18 protein-coding genes are annotated in these 14,718 nt (G+C 38.0%); 13 read left to right on the forward strand and 5 right to left on the reverse strand.

The window, feature by feature from the left end; all coding sequences use genetic code 11:
* The first annotated feature begins 2 nt into the window (after positions 1-2).
* The 7 genes from ACFXN8_RS14975 (at position 3) to ACFXN8_RS15005 (ending at position 5,265) form a co-directional block, all read left to right on the forward strand.
* The gene (locus ACFXN8_RS14975; protein ID WP_053593562.1) at positions 3-560 is read left to right on the forward strand and encodes a ReoY family proteolytic degradation factor; all 558 of its coding nucleotides are present in this window, start codon (positions 3-5) and stop codon (positions 558-560) included.
* 287 nt (positions 561-847) lie between these two features.
* On the forward strand, positions 848-1,297 hold the full coding sequence (locus ACFXN8_RS14980; RefSeq protein WP_386846152.1) for a DUF2487 family protein: 450 nt from the start codon (positions 848-850) through the stop codon (positions 1,295-1,297).
* 154 nt (positions 1,298-1,451) lie between these two features.
* Positions 1,452-1,958: a Rieske (2Fe-2S) protein gene (locus ACFXN8_RS14985; protein ID WP_376076412.1), complete on the forward strand. Its 507-nt coding sequence runs from the start codon at positions 1,452-1,454 to the stop codon at positions 1,956-1,958.
* Between the two features lie 14 nt (positions 1,959-1,972).
* A complete protein-coding gene (gene qcrB, locus ACFXN8_RS14990) occupies positions 1,973-2,647 on the forward strand; it encodes a menaquinol-cytochrome c reductase cytochrome b subunit (RefSeq protein WP_049666761.1) in 675 nt (224 codons plus the stop codon).
* 42 nt (positions 2,648-2,689) lie between these two features.
* A complete protein-coding gene (locus ACFXN8_RS14995; RefSeq protein WP_376076414.1) occupies positions 2,690-3,484 on the forward strand; it encodes a menaquinol-cytochrome c reductase cytochrome b/c subunit in 795 nt (264 codons plus the stop codon).
* A gap of 449 nt (positions 3,485-3,933) precedes the next feature.
* Positions 3,934-4,530, forward strand: a complete 597-nt coding sequence (gene lhaT, locus ACFXN8_RS15000) for a lipoprotein heptaprenylglyceryl N-acetyltransferase LhaT (protein ID WP_376076420.1) — start codon at positions 3,934-3,936, stop codon at positions 4,528-4,530.
* Positions 4,531-4,590: 60 nt separating this feature from the next.
* Positions 4,591-5,265, forward strand: a complete 675-nt coding sequence (locus ACFXN8_RS15005) for a zinc metallopeptidase (RefSeq protein WP_053593597.1) — start codon at positions 4,591-4,593, stop codon at positions 5,263-5,265.
* Positions 5,266-5,387: 122 nt separating this feature from the next.
* Here ACFXN8_RS15005 and ACFXN8_RS15010 read toward each other — a convergent pair whose 3' ends face one another.
* Complete coding sequence (locus ACFXN8_RS15010; protein ID WP_386846156.1) at positions 5,388-6,257, reverse strand: YitT family protein; 870 nt, start codon at positions 6,255-6,257, stop codon at positions 5,388-5,390.
* Between the two features lie 115 nt (positions 6,258-6,372).
* Between ACFXN8_RS15010 and ACFXN8_RS15015 the strand changes: the two genes are divergently transcribed.
* From ACFXN8_RS15015 to ACFXN8_RS15040, 6 genes are all read left to right on the forward strand, one after another.
* A complete protein-coding gene (locus tag ACFXN8_RS15015; RefSeq protein ID WP_376076427.1) occupies positions 6,373-6,708 on the forward strand; it encodes a nucleotide pyrophosphohydrolase in 336 nt (111 codons plus the stop codon).
* A complete protein-coding gene (dapB, locus tag ACFXN8_RS15020) occupies positions 6,708-7,505 on the forward strand; it encodes a 4-hydroxy-tetrahydrodipicolinate reductase (protein ID WP_386846158.1) in 798 nt (265 codons plus the stop codon). Before ACFXN8_RS15015 ends, dapB begins: the two co-directional genes overlap by 1 nt.
* 19 nt (positions 7,506-7,524) lie before the next feature.
* Entirely contained in the window at positions 7,525-7,929 is a 405-nt protein-coding gene (gene mgsA, locus ACFXN8_RS15025; RefSeq protein WP_079559933.1) for a methylglyoxal synthase, read from the forward strand.
* Positions 7,930-7,962: 33 nt separating this feature from the next.
* A complete protein-coding gene (bshA, locus tag ACFXN8_RS15030) occupies positions 7,963-9,108 on the forward strand; it encodes an N-acetyl-alpha-D-glucosaminyl L-malate synthase BshA (protein WP_376076432.1) in 1,146 nt (381 codons plus the stop codon).
* Positions 9,095-10,276, forward strand: a complete 1,182-nt coding sequence (locus ACFXN8_RS15035; protein ID WP_386846161.1) for a CCA tRNA nucleotidyltransferase — start codon at positions 9,095-9,097, stop codon at positions 10,274-10,276. The genes bshA and ACFXN8_RS15035 overlap by 14 nt, the downstream gene beginning before the upstream one ends.
* A gap of 416 nt (positions 10,277-10,692) precedes the next feature.
* The gene (locus ACFXN8_RS15040; RefSeq protein WP_386846163.1) at positions 10,693-11,676 is read left to right on the forward strand and encodes a biotin--[acetyl-CoA-carboxylase] ligase; all 984 of its coding nucleotides are present in this window, start codon (positions 10,693-10,695) and stop codon (positions 11,674-11,676) included.
* A gap of 136 nt (positions 11,677-11,812) precedes the next feature.
* Here ACFXN8_RS15040 and ACFXN8_RS15045 read toward each other — a convergent pair whose 3' ends face one another.
* The 4 genes from ACFXN8_RS15045 to ACFXN8_RS15060 all read right to left on the reverse strand — a co-directional run bounded on the left by ACFXN8_RS15045 (position 11,813) and on the right by ACFXN8_RS15060 (position 14,365).
* On the reverse strand, positions 11,813-12,337 hold the full coding sequence (locus tag ACFXN8_RS15045) for a GNAT family N-acetyltransferase (RefSeq protein ID WP_386846165.1): 525 nt from the start codon (positions 12,335-12,337) through the stop codon (positions 11,813-11,815).
* Positions 12,338-12,613: 276 nt separating this feature from the next.
* On the reverse strand, positions 12,614-13,447 hold the full coding sequence (locus ACFXN8_RS15050) for a DUF4097 family beta strand repeat-containing protein (RefSeq protein ID WP_386846167.1): 834 nt from the start codon (positions 13,445-13,447) through the stop codon (positions 12,614-12,616).
* The gene (locus ACFXN8_RS15055) at positions 13,447-14,052 is read right to left on the reverse strand and encodes a DUF1700 domain-containing protein (RefSeq protein WP_386846169.1); all 606 of its coding nucleotides are present in this window, start codon (positions 14,050-14,052) and stop codon (positions 13,447-13,449) included. The genes ACFXN8_RS15050 and ACFXN8_RS15055 overlap by 1 nt, the downstream gene beginning before the upstream one ends.
* Entirely contained in the window at positions 14,045-14,365 is a 321-nt protein-coding gene (locus ACFXN8_RS15060; RefSeq protein ID WP_386846171.1) for a PadR family transcriptional regulator, read from the reverse strand. The genes ACFXN8_RS15055 and ACFXN8_RS15060 overlap by 8 nt, the downstream gene beginning before the upstream one ends.
* Positions 14,366-14,718 lie beyond the last annotated feature (353 nt).

A 14,718-nucleotide genomic window follows, 5' to 3' on the forward strand; every position in this document is an offset into this window, starting at 1 on the left:
GTATGACTGCTTCTGTATCAGTTGTCGATAAAAAAGCATTTGTTAGATGGTTTTTAAAAAATTATCAATTGAAACGTCGTGAATGTGTATGGATTTTGAATTACTTATTAAGCAATGATGAGTTATTAAAACGAATTCGATTTGTTGAAGAAGCTCACTATTGCCCTAGAGCAATGGTAATGTCAACGGTTGACTCAACAGGTGTGCCATTTCGTTTTTACAAAGGCAATGTAATGACAGCAGATGCCGAGAAATCTTTCCATGATCTACGCTTACATGAACATGAAGATATGTATATACAATTGAATTTTCCTAATGTACCACCAAGTGCACAATACTTAGCAGTTCTTGAAGAAAACCCTTATATGCCGGAAGCACTGATTGTCAGTGAAAAAGATCGTTTACTGGCAGAAGAGCTGCTTTCCAACAGCTTACTCGTATTCCAAGAAGAAAAATTACTCGCGCAAATAGATGAAGCTCTCGATCAGGGAGATGAAGAGCGGTTTTATGAATTGTCTAATTTGTTACAAGCTCTAAAGGAAACAGCTAATTTACGTTAGTTATAGGCAAAAATTGAATGTCCTTTATCTACCTCAATATGATAACATAACAAGTGAATGATTGTTTTCACTTTTTATTGGCTATCCTATTGAAGAGTGGAGAAGGGCATTTTTTTATCTTCTTTCAGTGGGTGTATCAAGCATCTACTGAAAAAGAGGGAACTTGCTACGTTCGGTGGTTTACCAAAATGACCGACATCGTGTCGGCCCTCGGGCACGCCTGGGCACAATTTACGCAATTACGCCAAGGCAAAAATTGATTTATGCAACATAAGGAGGTTTGTGAGATGTATTTTAATGCAAGTGATGTGACATCGTTCATGGCACAGAAGGAATTTATCGATACAGCAATTGTTCCACTCGTAACCGTCGATTTATCTCCTGAAAAAATGAAACAGAGTGGTACAGAGGCGGATTTTTTGTTATCGCTTACATCTTTTATCGAACAACAGTTTAAAGGTCGTCTTTTACTGATGCCACCATTTTCGTATAGTGAAACATTAAAAAACGAAGATATGCCGAAGCAATTAGAGGCACAATTACATAATGCTGGTTTTAAGCATGTGTTCTTCATTACTTGTGACCATTTTTGGACAAATATTGGAGAGGGAATAAATGTTGTATGGCTACCAGCGATTCCGTTAGAAAGTATGGATAAAGGTGTGAAAAGCTCTATTCTCGAAGATCAATTGCGACAAGTGATTCCGATGCTTTCGACCAAATGGGCACAGATTTAACAATTTGTTTCAATAAATGTTCACATTCTCCAGCTTTCCTCAGAATGCTATATTGACCAAGCTATGGAGTTGATATATCATAGATATGTCCTAGTATTACTATTTGTAAATGAATGTCCGTTGGACTTACCTTTAAGTTAGAGGGGGGAAAAAAATGAGTAATAATCGAGTTTCACGTCGTCAATTCCTAAGCTATACACTAACTGGTGTAGGTGGCTTTATGGCGGCAGGTATGCTGATGCCGATGGTTCGCTTTGCAATTGACCCATTATTACAAAACCATGATGGTGGGAATTTTATAAAGACAGAGCATAAAATCGCTGATATTACTGACAAACCAGTTAAAGTTGACTTAAAATTTGAACAAGTTGACGCATGGTACAAATCAGAAGTAACAAACGTTGCTTGGGTTTACAAAGATGGCGATCAAATCGTTGCATTATCTCCTGTTTGTAAGCATTTAGGATGTATGGTTGGCTGGGAAGAAGATTCAAAACATCCAAATCAATTCTTCTGTCCTTGTCACGCTGGACGTTACGAGAAAAATGGTAAAAACGTACCAGGTACACCGCCTACAGGTCCGTTGGATGAATACGAAGTTAAAGAAGAAGATGGTTACTTATCGCTTGGTCCAACTAAAGCAAATACTCTAGTTAAGTAAGGGGGTACAAAACAGTGCTAAATAAAATTTATGATTGGGTCGACGAACGCTTAGATATTACACCTATTTGGCGTGATATTGCCGACCACGAAGTGCCAGAGCACGTGAACCCTGCACATCATTTTTCAGCATTCGTTTACTGTTTCGGAGGATTAACTTTCTTCATCACAGTTATTCAAATACTATCAGGTATGTTCTTAACAATGTACTATGTACCAGACGTAGTGAATGCTTGGAAATCAGTTTATTATTTACAAAACGAAGTAGCATTTGGTGAAATCGTACGCGGTATGCACCACTGGGGGGCTTCATTAGTAATCGTAATGATGTTCTTACATACTCTTCGTGTATTCTTCACAGGTTCTTATAAGAAACCTCGTGAATTAAACTGGATGGTTGGTGTAGGTATTTTTGGTGTAATGATGGGTCTTGGTTTTACAGGATACTTATTACCATGGGATATGAAAGCATTATTCGCTACAAAAGTAGGTATCGAAATTGCTGCATCTGTACCGTTTATCGGTGAATGGATTAAAATCTTATTAGCGGGTGACTCAACTATTCTTGGTGCTCAAACGTTAACACGATTCTTTGCGATTCATGTATTCTTCTTACCTGCAGTATTGTTTGGGTTACTTGCAGCACACTTTATCATGATTCGTCGTCAAGGAATTTCAGGGCCGTTGTAATAGTTCTTGACGGTTCGATGATTTTTTAAAGGAGGGGACATAATGCATCGCGGAAAAGGAATGAAATTTGTTGGTGATTCTCGTATTAAAGCGAATCACAAAATGCCGAACGTTCCAAAGGATTATTCCGAATATCCAGGTAAGACGGAAGCTTTCTGGCCGAACTTCTTACTAAAAGAATGGATGGTTGGTGCTGTATTTTTAATAGCTTATTTAATATTAACAGTTGCACATCCATCACCTCTTGAAGGACCAGCTGATCCAACAAGAGCATACGTGCCATTACCAGACTGGTACTTCTTATTCATGTATCAATTATTAAAATACTCATATGCTTCAGGTCCATATAATGTTATTGGAGCAATTGTAATTCCAGGTCTTGCATTTGGAGCGCTATTATTAATGCCATTTTTAGATAAAAGTCCAGAGCGTCGTCCATCTAAACGCCCATTACCAACAGCGTTTATGTTATTAACTTTGGCTGCTATGTTCTACTTAACATGGGAGTCAGTTGTTAACCATGACTGGGAAGCTCAAAAAGCAATGGGTGCAATTGTAGAAGAAGTTGATGTTGATATTGATGAATCACTACCAGGTTTTGCAATTTGGAATGGTGACTCAGGTGATCAAGCTAAAACTTGTATCGGTTGTCATGCTGCTGATTTAAACGGTGGCCCAGCTGCTCCAAAATTACTTGGTAATACACTAACGGCTGAGGAAATTGAAGATATTATTCATAATGGTCGTGGTGGAATGCCAGCTGGTCAATTCCACGGTACAGATGAAGAAGCGAAGCAATTAGCAGAATTTATTGCGAGCTTAAAGGCTAAGGAATAAGATTTGTATTAAAAGAGTCAGGAAACTGGCTCTTTTTTTCTGCTAGTCTACTAATGTGACTGTTACAACTTTAAAAAAGTTCCCGCAAAATATATTTTAGTTCTATAATATTTATGAGGATATACATACTATTTAAGATAGAGACAAATGTCCAGTCACTCCTGCGAAAAACTGGCCAGTCAAGACTGTTTGTGTGAACAAACCGAGGAGGCTAGGCGGTAAGTTGTCGAAAATGCCGGGGAAGTCACCAGAATTTATGTAGTGCTTCACAGTGTGCAACACCCCAACATTTGATGTAGCCTTTTAAGGGAATGTTAGAAAAAAAGCTCATCTACAAAAGTAAGGGATGACATTGGTCAATAGAATGTGGCAAATTAAAGACTAACATATACATAATAACAGTTAAAAAAGGCATCTTAGTAAAGACAGAAGATAAAGGAGTTTTAATTATGCAAATTACACGTGCAAATGTCTGGTATCTCCTTACGCATAAGTCATTTTTAATACTTTTACTTATTATCAATCTATTAGGAACTATTTACGGGTATTATTGGTACGGATGGCAGCTTGCCATCACGAAGCCTATTTTTTATATTTTTGTGCCGGATAGCCCGACAGCCAGCTTATTCTTTTGCTTTGTATTGTTAGCTTGGATTATGGGTAAAAAATGGCCGCTAATGGAAGTGCTAGCCCTTATTACATTAGTGAAATATGGAATCTGGGCTGATGTGATGAATATTTGGACGTTGGTTGAAACGGGATCTATTGGTTGGCAAGGATGGATGCTTGTAGGCTCGCATTTTATGATGGCCTTTCAAGCAATTCTGTATCTTGGTAAATATGTTTTTTCATATTGGCATATTGCCGTGGCAGCCGTATGGACATTGCATAATGATGTAATTGATTATGTATTTGGCCAAATGCCGATGTACCGAGATTTAGCAGATTATACAAGTTATATTGGTTATTTTACTTTTTGGTTATCCATTACATGCATTTTTCTAGCCATCTTCTCAATTAGGTGGCGCAAATATTTGCCGAATTAGGTAATTGATTATAGAATTATAGTATTGAGATAGAAAGGGGTTAAAAAATTGTCAACAAGTATGTATATTGTTTATTTTGCAATCATAATGCTACTGCCGCTTTACGCACAGATGAAAGTAAAGGGCACGTATAATAAGTTTGCAAAAGAACGTACAATGAAGGGACAAACAGGTGCAGAGGTAGCGCGTGCGATTTTAGATGCAAACGGCTTATATGATGTACGAGTTGTTCCAACACAAGGTGTGTTGTCTGATCACTATAATCCGGCGACAAAAACAGTTGCTTTATCGGAAAGTAACTTTTATGAGGCGAGTATTGCTGGAGCTGCAGTTGCTGCCCATGAGGTTGGCCATGCCATCCAGCATAAAGAAGCTTATTCAATGCTGACATTACGTAGTAAGCTAGTGCCAGTTGCAAATATTTCATCAAATATGTCTTGGATATTTGTCATGATTGGTATTTTTGCAACTAATCCAAAATTTTTACTTTTAGGTATCGTATTGTTAGCAGCAGGTGTGGTTTTCCAATTAGTAACGTTACCAGTAGAGTTTGATGCATCAAAGCGTGCGTTAGTGCAAATGAATTCTCTAGGTATTATTACAAATGAAGAAGAGCGCCCAGCACGCAAAGTGTTAAGTGCTGCAGCATTAACATATGTTGCCGCGGCAGCAGTAGCTGTATTAGAATTATTACGTTTAGTATTAATCTTTACAAATATGCGAAGTGACGACTAATTAAAAAACTTGTTGTAGTGATATTTCACTATAGCAAGTTTTTTAATCCGTTAAACTATATTATGTAGAAAAAGCCTACCTCAACGAATGTTTTATTCGAAAGAGCAGGCAAAGTGTTCGTTTTAATGGAGTGGTTGTTTTTGGTCGTCTAGCGTGAAGCCTTCTCCTACAACATCTCGTACTTCTATTATCGATACGAAAGCGTGAGGATCAACGTCATAAACAATAGATTTTAAACGTACAACTTCATTGCGACCAATGACACAATAAATAACTTCTTTTTGTTGCTTCGTAAAATGGCCATGACCTTCAAGTATCGTAATGCCGCGTTCCATTCGCAATGCAATCATCTCAGCAATGGCGCTAGATTTTTCAGATATAATAAGTGCGCCACGAGCTGCATATGCTCCTTCTTGAACAAAATCAATGACGCGCGCGCCAACAAATACCGCGACGAGGGTATACATCATAGAGCGTGCATCTAAAAACGTTAGCCATGACAGTGTAATGACAATTGCGTCAAAGATGAACATTGTTTTACCCATACTCCAGCCAAAATATTTATGCCCAAGGCGAGCTAAAATATCTACACCGCCAGTTGTACCACCGAAGCGAAAGACGATACCGAGCCCTAGTCCAACAAAAACCCCTGCAAAAAGAGCAACAAGTAGCAAATCATCCTCTAAATGAATAGTAAATTGATACTTTTGGAAAACTTTAAGGAAAACTGAAACAGATAAAGTTCCAACGAGCGTATAAATAAATGATTTTTTCCCAAGTAAACGATAACCAATAATAAACATAGGAATGTTTAATAATAAATTCATGAAGGCAGGGTCCCAGCCTAGTGTAAAATAAAGTATGAGTGTAATCCCACTTAGGCCACCTTCACCAAGTTGATTTTGCATATTGAAGTGGACGAATCCGAAGCTGAAAATTGCAGCTCCGAGCATTATTGCGATGATATTGCTAACTTTGATCTGTTTTAGCATATGACCTCCTGTAGTCTCAAACAAATGAAGTAGTGCTATCTATTATCTGACATTTTATTGTTTTTGACAACAATGGTGTAAATTTTATACGATGGTAAGTAGGAGTGTGATTTAAATGACTGAACAAGTGACAATGCAAGCTTTACAACAGCGTGTGGATGATTATATAGGACAATTTAAGGAAGGTTATTTCCCACCATTTGAGTTATTGGCTCGTCTAACTGAGGAGCTTGGTGAATTGTCTCGCGAGGTGCAGGACGTTTACGGGCAAAAAAAGAAAAAGAGTACAGAGGAAGCAAACAGTATTGAAGAAGAATTAGGTGACTTTTTCTTTGTTTTAGTGTGCTTTGCAAATGCACAAGGCATTAAATTAGATGAAGCACTTTTACGCGTTATACATAAATTTGAAACAAGGGATAAAGATCGCTGGACTAGAAAGGATGAAGAATAATGTCAATTCGTGTAGCAATAGCAGGACCTAGGGGAAAGATGGGGGCTGAGGCTGTACATACAGTAATGAAGCATGACAAAATGGAATTAGTAGCTGTACTAGATTATAAGGAAGTAGGAAAAACATTAGCTGATTTGGAGATGTTTCCGGCAAGTTATACGGCTCCAATCTTTACAGATATGTCAGACCTTGTGGAGGCAACTGCACCAGACGTATTAGTTGATTTAACAAACCCGCATGCAGTATATAAACATACTAAAGAAGCCTTGAATTTAAATGTACGACCTGTAATTGGTACAACGGGCTTTACAGATGCACAACTAGAGGAATTATCAGCAATGGCTAAAGAAAAAGAGCTAGGCTGCATTATTGCTCCAAACTTTGCGATAGGGGCAATCCTTATGATGAAGTTTGCTAAGGAAGCGGCAAAATATTTACCTGATGTTGAAATTATTGAAATGCACCACGATCAAAAGCTAGATGCACCATCTGGAACAGCTGTTAAAACAGCACAATTGATTCAAGAGGTGCGTGCACAAAAAATGCAAGGACATCCAGAGGAGAAAGAAACACTTGAGGGTGCAAGAGGGGCAGAATTGGATGGCATGCGTCTTCATTCTGTTCGTTTACCAGGTTTAGTGGCACACCAGCAAGTGTTATTTGGTGGAGACGGACAGCTTTTAACAATTCGTCATGATTCGTTAAACCGTAATTCTTTTATGTCTGGTGTAGCATTTTGCATAGAAGAAGTCATGAAAATGGATCAACTTGTATATGGTTTAGAAAACATCATCTAAAGATTGGGATGGAAGCTTTATGAAAATCGCATTAATTGCACATGATCGCAAAAAAGATAATTTAGTACAGTTTGCTATTGCTTACCGAAATATTTTAAATGAGCATACGTTGTTTGCTACAGGTACAACAGGACAGCGTGTTATTGAAGCTACTGGCTTAGAGGTAACACGTTTCCGTTCTGGACCACTCGGTGGCGATCAACAAATTGGCGCAATGATTGCCAATAATGATATGGACATGGTCATTTTTTTCCGTGATCCTTTAACAGCACAACCACATGAGCCAGATGTTTCTGCACTTATTCGTCTTTGTGATGTTTACCAAGTGCCACTGGCCACAAATATGGGAACTGCAGAAATATTACTAAAAGGCCTACAAGAAGGCTTTGTGGATTGGAGACTGATTCAAGAAAGACGAAATTAAAAAAAGACGTGATTTAGAAAGGATGATAATCGAATGAAAAAGCTAAAAATTGGCATTACCTGTTATCCAACTGTTGGAGGCTCTGGTGTTATTGCAACAGAATTAGGAAAAATGCTTGCAGAGAGAGGACACGAGATTCATTTCATCACCTCAAGCGTACCATTTCGATTGAATAAAATTTATCCAACCGTCTTTTTCCATGAAGTAGAAGTTAATAATTATTCAGTATTTCAATATTCGCCATATGATATAGCATTAGCGAGTAAAATGGCGGACGTGATTAAGGATGAAGAACTAGATGTGCTTCATGTGCATTATGCAATACCACATGCGGTCTGTGCTGTCTTAGCACGTGAAATGAGTGGTCGTGACATAGGGATTGTCACAACGCTACATGGTACAGATATTTCAGTGCTTGGGCAGGATTCCACCCTTTCACAGGCAATTAAGTATGGCATAAACAAATCTGATATTGTTACGACAGTGTCAGAGGCCTTAAAGCAACAAACCTATGAGCTTATTGATACAGTAAAGCCGATTAACACGATTTACAACTTTGTTGATGAACGTGAATACTTCCCGCGCAATTCAGGAACACTGAAGGAACAATTTGGAATTCAAGAGGATGAAAAAGTGATTATTCACGTATCTAACTTCCGTAAAATAAAGAATCTTCCTCATATTATAGACGCTTTTATGAAGATTCGTGCCAACATGAAGGCAAAGCTGTTGCTAGTAGGAGATGGCCCAGAAAAGCACCGTGTAATGGATCAAGTAAAGGAAAGTTCTTATATGGAGGACGTTCTATTTTTAGGCAAACAAGAAAATTTGGCTGAATTATATGCGATCAGTGACCTTAAATTATTACTATCACAGCAGGAATCATTCGGGTTAGTCTTACTTGAAGCAATGGCTTGTGGTGTACCTTGTATTGGATCAGCTGTAGGCGGTATTCCAGAAGTCATTGAGCATGGTGTAGATGGCTATATAGTAGAATTAGGTGATACGGACGCAGTAGCAGAATATGCCGTGAACCTATTTAATGATGAAGAGAAATTACAACGTTTCCGCGAAGCAGCTATCCGTGCTGTTGATGAAAAATTCCATTCATCTAAAATTGTAGAACAATATGAAAAATTGTATGAAAAGGTTGCTGAAAGAAATCATGCAAAACAATAAAGAATGGCAAGCAGCCTATTCAGTTATTGAACAACTAGAACACGCAGGCTTTGAAGCAGTGATCGTTGGTGGTGCGGTACGAGATGCAATACTTGGTCGTCCTGCCCACGATGTAGATGTTGCAACAAATGCCATGCCAGACGAAGTAAAGTCTGTCTTTAATCACACGGTTGATATAGGGATTCAGCATGGGACGGTACTTGTTATCGTGCCAGCTGGATCGGTGGAGGTAACAACATATCGCACAGATGGTGAATATACGGATCACCGTAGACCAGAGGAAGTGCAATTTGTACGTTCGCTAAAAGAAGATCTACAGCGCCGAGACTTTACGATGAATGCCATTGCGATGCGTCGTGATGGCTCTTATGTTGATTTTTACGGAGGACGCCAAGATATTGAAGCTGGTGTCATTCGAGCTGTTGGTGACGCGCAGAAACGCTTTTCGGAAGATGCATTACGAATGCTGCGAGCCGTGCGTTTTTCGGCTCAGCTTGGTTTTCTAATCGAATCAGAAACCTTGAAAGCAATGAAGCACAAGGCTGATAATATTTCTTGGATTGCGAGGGAGCGCATAAAGGCAGAGCTCGATAAGCTATGGGTAGGGAAAGATGTTTTTAACGGTATAAGAAAGCTTGAGGAAAGTAGCTTAGTGAATTATTTGAATGGTACTTTTCAAGCTGATGACTGGTATGAATTTAACACGCAGGACAAGCTATTAGGCTGGGCATATTTTGCGGTTTTACAGGGTGATCATTGGCGAGAAGTGCTAGGTGACTATCGTTTATCGAATAAGGAGATGGCATTTGTAAAAGCTGTGTTAGAAGCTTTGAAAGCTTTAAAAAATGGCTGGACGAAAATGGATTACTTTTTATATACACAACAGGAACTAGAGACAGCTTGTTATTTTGCGAAGCTGAGACAGCTTGACGTTCAAATGCCACAGCAAAGTATTCATGAAATACAGACGAAGCTTCCTATTAGACACAAGCGAGAGCTCGTTGTAAGCGGTACAGATTTAATAAAATGGTCTGGAAAAAAAGGTGGACCATGGGTAAAAGAAGTGTTGCAGGCGATGCTTGAAGCGGTTGTCAATGGCGAGCTTCAAAATGACCGACAGCAGATAAAGCTTTGGATAGAACACGATTATTTCAACAAAGAATATTAAACATAGATTTAAAAACAGGGAGCCGGTCTCAAAAAATGAATGAGACGGCTCTTTATGTGCTCTATTTTTTTGATGATCACCACAAGTTGGAGGTTACATTTGTTAAAAAGCATACCATGTGTATAAGTTGATTGGAGTGAAGGTTAGGCGACTCCTAGATGAGACTCTGGAGCGAGCTGCACGAGTGGAGCGGCTATTCGGATGCCGCCAGGAAAGCGCCCAGCCGGAACGGAAATCAACCATTCGTTATGACGGTGATCCAACGATAGTTAAAAATAACGAATAACTAGTGTGTAAAAGATATTTGATGATAGAATGTGGTCAATTGTCATAATTTACAGTATGATTAATACAATTGAATCAATATTATGTAAGCAAATAAAAATATAGCAGAGTTTAATAAAGGATTGATTAGCATGAGTATTTCTATGAAGGATGAAATTTTAAAAAGAATATTAGCTGCTAATGGTGAAGCGGTTTCGGGTCAGGAGCTTGCAGATTCCCTTGGAGTATCCCGTACAGCTGTATGGAAACATATGCAGTCGCTTCAGGAGGAAGGCTATACATTTGAAACGGTAAAGAAAAAGGGCTATGTACTGACTGGCGTGCCAAATAGCTTAAGTCCAACACAAATTGAACTATTTTTAAATACGGAACGTTTTGGACGTGAAATTCATTATTTTGATGTTGTAGATTCAACACAAACAATCGCACATAAGCTTGCACAGGAAGGCGCTCCGCATGGCACGATTATAATCGGGGAGGAGCAAACTGCTGGTCGTGGTCGTATGGCGCGTCCATGGGAATCTGCAAATGGTACAGGTATTTGGATGACCGTTATTGTGAGACCGGATGTTACTCCTCAGCAAGCTTCATCATATACGCTTGTCGTAGCAGTTGCGGTTACGATGGCTATCAAAACATTATATAAACATATTGAACCAGCCATTAAATGGCCAAATGATTTACTCATTAACGGTAAAAAGTGTACAGGTATATTAACAGAAATGCAGGCTGAGGCAGACCGTGTACAAGCACTACTGGTAGGTATAGGTATTAATGCAAACCAAGTCGAATCAGATTTCTCACCAGAAATTGCTGATATTGCTACATCTTTACGTTTAGAAGCGGGTGAGGAAATTAATCGTGCAGCCCTTGTTGCATCAATTTTACAATACTTAGAACAATTCACGGAATTATACGTGAAAGAGGGCTTTGCTAGCATTAAAAAGCTATGGGAACAAATGTCATGTACCATTGGACAACGTATTGAAGTAACGACTTTACGTGGGCGCTTTGAAGGCATTGCCAGTGGGATTACCGATGAAGGTGTACTACAGCTAACAGAGGATGATGGCACTGTCCGAACAATTTATGCCGGAGATATAAAGATTTTATAGATTATACTACAAGCATACTCTGTAAATAGTAGTTGAGTACTTGCTTAACTGTTTTAACTAAACAAGAACGTATATTATCGATCTGAGAATATACGTTCTTTTATATTTTTCAAGAAAAAAATATTTAAATAGCTCTCTATTTTATTTTTTCTGTAACTTTATTAACATCATTCCATACGTAAATAAGCTCTTCTACTATTTTCCCACCAATTTTTATTTCTATGTTATTGACATATTGTGCACCATAATATTCATAGAAATCACGTGTTTTATTTTCTGCTAATACTTCAACAAATACTTTTTTGTATCCTTTTTGTTTAAAATAGGCGAATATTTCTTTGAGTAGTTGCTTCCCGATTCCCAGTCCTTGATATTCTTCTAAAAGATAGATAGAAGTTAAATCAGTTGCATTCGGTACTGAATTCGTTTTTCGTGTGCCACCAGTTGCAAAGCCGATTATTTCATCTTGTTCATTTTCAGCCACCAGTACATAATTCGAAGCATCTGAAATATTCTTCTTCCAAAGCTCTGTTCGCTGCTCGTAAGATAACTTATTCAAAAAATCATCTGGAAGAATGCCTTTATAAGTTGTTCGCCAACTATCAACATGTACTTTTCCGATACCTTGAGCATCTTGAATATTTGCTTTTCTAATTTTCATATTGATCACCTCATAAATCGTATTTTATCTCTAAGATGACGCCGTAACTGACTTGATTCACCTCAGATTCTGCCTTAACTTACAAGAACCGATTGCTCTGATGAAAATCCCTTACTAATACATTCATATGGGTATGGAAATATTATATAATAAATAGAAAATTATTACTATCGCTCAAAGGAAGGAACTTAATATATGAAAATCTTACTAAAAAGACAGAATCACAAAAATGTGATTCTGCCTTATCAGTGAAGAAAATTGAATCAGTTACTCACTTTATTTAAACCTTAACTGTAAGTCACCGTGTGAAACTGTTACTTTTAGCTGGTTATCACCCTTATATAATTGTGATACTTTGTCGTTTTGATCTTTCTTATCAATTGTAAGATCCCCGAAGTCAGTTTGTAATTCAAAACCAAGTTCACTTTTTTTATTTTGTAAGTGGAGTGTAGCATCTCCAAAGCTAGACGTAATAGTGGATTGACCATTTAATGTTCCATCAATGTTAATATCACCATGTTCACTTTCGGCAACGAAGCTATTACTTGAAAATTGTTGTAGCTTCATATCACCAAATGATTGTGTGATCTCTGTTTTATCACCAGTAGTGTCTTTCAATAGTATGTCTCCAAAATCTTCAATTAGATTTAACTCCTGATATTTCAAACCACTAATGGTTGTATCTCCAAAATTACTATCAAGGACAACGGTTTTCAATTTTACATCTGAAGGAACATAGATTTTGATAGAAGGAGTTCTGAAGTTGAAAAATCCGAATTCTAAACCATTCTTCTTCTTACTCTTTGTTTCAACAGTTAATGTCTTATCTTTAATACTGTACGTCACATCATCATCATTAATAACATTTGTTTCTAATGCATAACGATCACTAGTAACAATTTCAACATCTCCATAGTGATTGATAATATTGAGATTAGTGAAATCATCTAGTTTATAGGAATTGTTTACTAGTTTATTGTTCTCTGGCAATTGGATTCCTTCATCAGTTAACACAAAATTCGATTTCCCACCAGAGAAATAACCAACTAGAGCTAACAGTATGCCGAATGCAATCATAGTAATGGCGATATGGGTATGTCGGGACGTCATTAGTATCCCTCCTTCCGCTTCTTCATTATTTTATGGAATAGTTTACCTAACGCTTCAACACAAACAACAACGATTGTTTTGATCAAACGAGCAACGATTGGGAAAAGCAGGATGCCAAGACCCGTTACAATAAAGCCAACGCCCATAAAGAGTAATGCTGTCTGCCAGTGCTGAGTTAAAATGAAGAAGCCTGAAATAAGTGCAACAATTCCACCGAAAAAGATACCAAGCATAGTTGCGGTAATCGCAATTATAACGCTGAATATTACTGCTCCAAATGAAAAAATAAGTGCTATAGCAACAACAAGTAACGGTAATGAAAGTGGAGCAGTTATGATTGCTAGAATGATAAGCCAAATCGCAGACATATTCTTCTTAGTCGAAGTTGAATTTGAAGTTGATTCTAAATCCTTTAATGCATAGTCCGCCATTATTTGTGATGCAACATGAGAAGGAGAACCTAGCTGTTGAATGACTCGCTGTTCGTTTTCCTCTCCTGCTTCATCGAAATATTCCTCATAATAGGCAAGCGCAGCATCAATCTCATGCGCTGGAAGACGTTGTAATTTCCCCCGTAGCTTTTTCAAATAGCTTGCTCTATTCATCCTTTTTCCCTCCTATAAGTACACAATCGACCATTTCTTTATACTTTTGCCATTCTTTTAATAGCTCAAGTAAACGTATTCGACCTTGATCAGTAATTTGGTAATAGCGTCTATTTCTGCCTTGGTAAGGCTGATCGTAGGTTGTTAAGCAATTTGCTTTTTGTAAACGACGTAATACTGGGTACAGCGTAGATTCTGATATATCCATCACGGATTGTATTTGCTGTGTTAATGAGTAACCATAAGCATCCTCTTTATCGACGATGGCAAGTACACAAGCGTCAAGTAAAGCTGAGCCAAGTTGAAATGTCATCTTCTCTCACCTCACAATGTAATACCTATACAAGGTTTTATATTATATGTCGTATAGTATGGTGGAAGTATATTACATATCACATTGAATTGTCAAATTTTAATCAATTATGCCTCGGCATAATTGCGTCCGAAATCGGCTTTGTGCTTAGGCCTGCGTGATGCAAGTCAGTTAGCCGTTATCGCATGGATGCGATGGTTTTAGGCTAACATCCCCAAAGAACTCCTTTCCGATTTCCGTGACATCCGCCGGAGGCTTTAACTTCTTTCAGCGGATGTTTGTACACTTGCTGAAAGAAGTTAAAAAGTTCAAACGGAAATTAAAAATGATAGTAGTGTCATTTTTAAATTGAC

It is taken from the genome of Lysinibacillus sp. NPDC059133, from assembly GCF_042755925.1.
Lineage (GTDB): Bacteria > Bacillota > Bacilli > Bacillales_A > Planococcaceae > Lysinibacillus.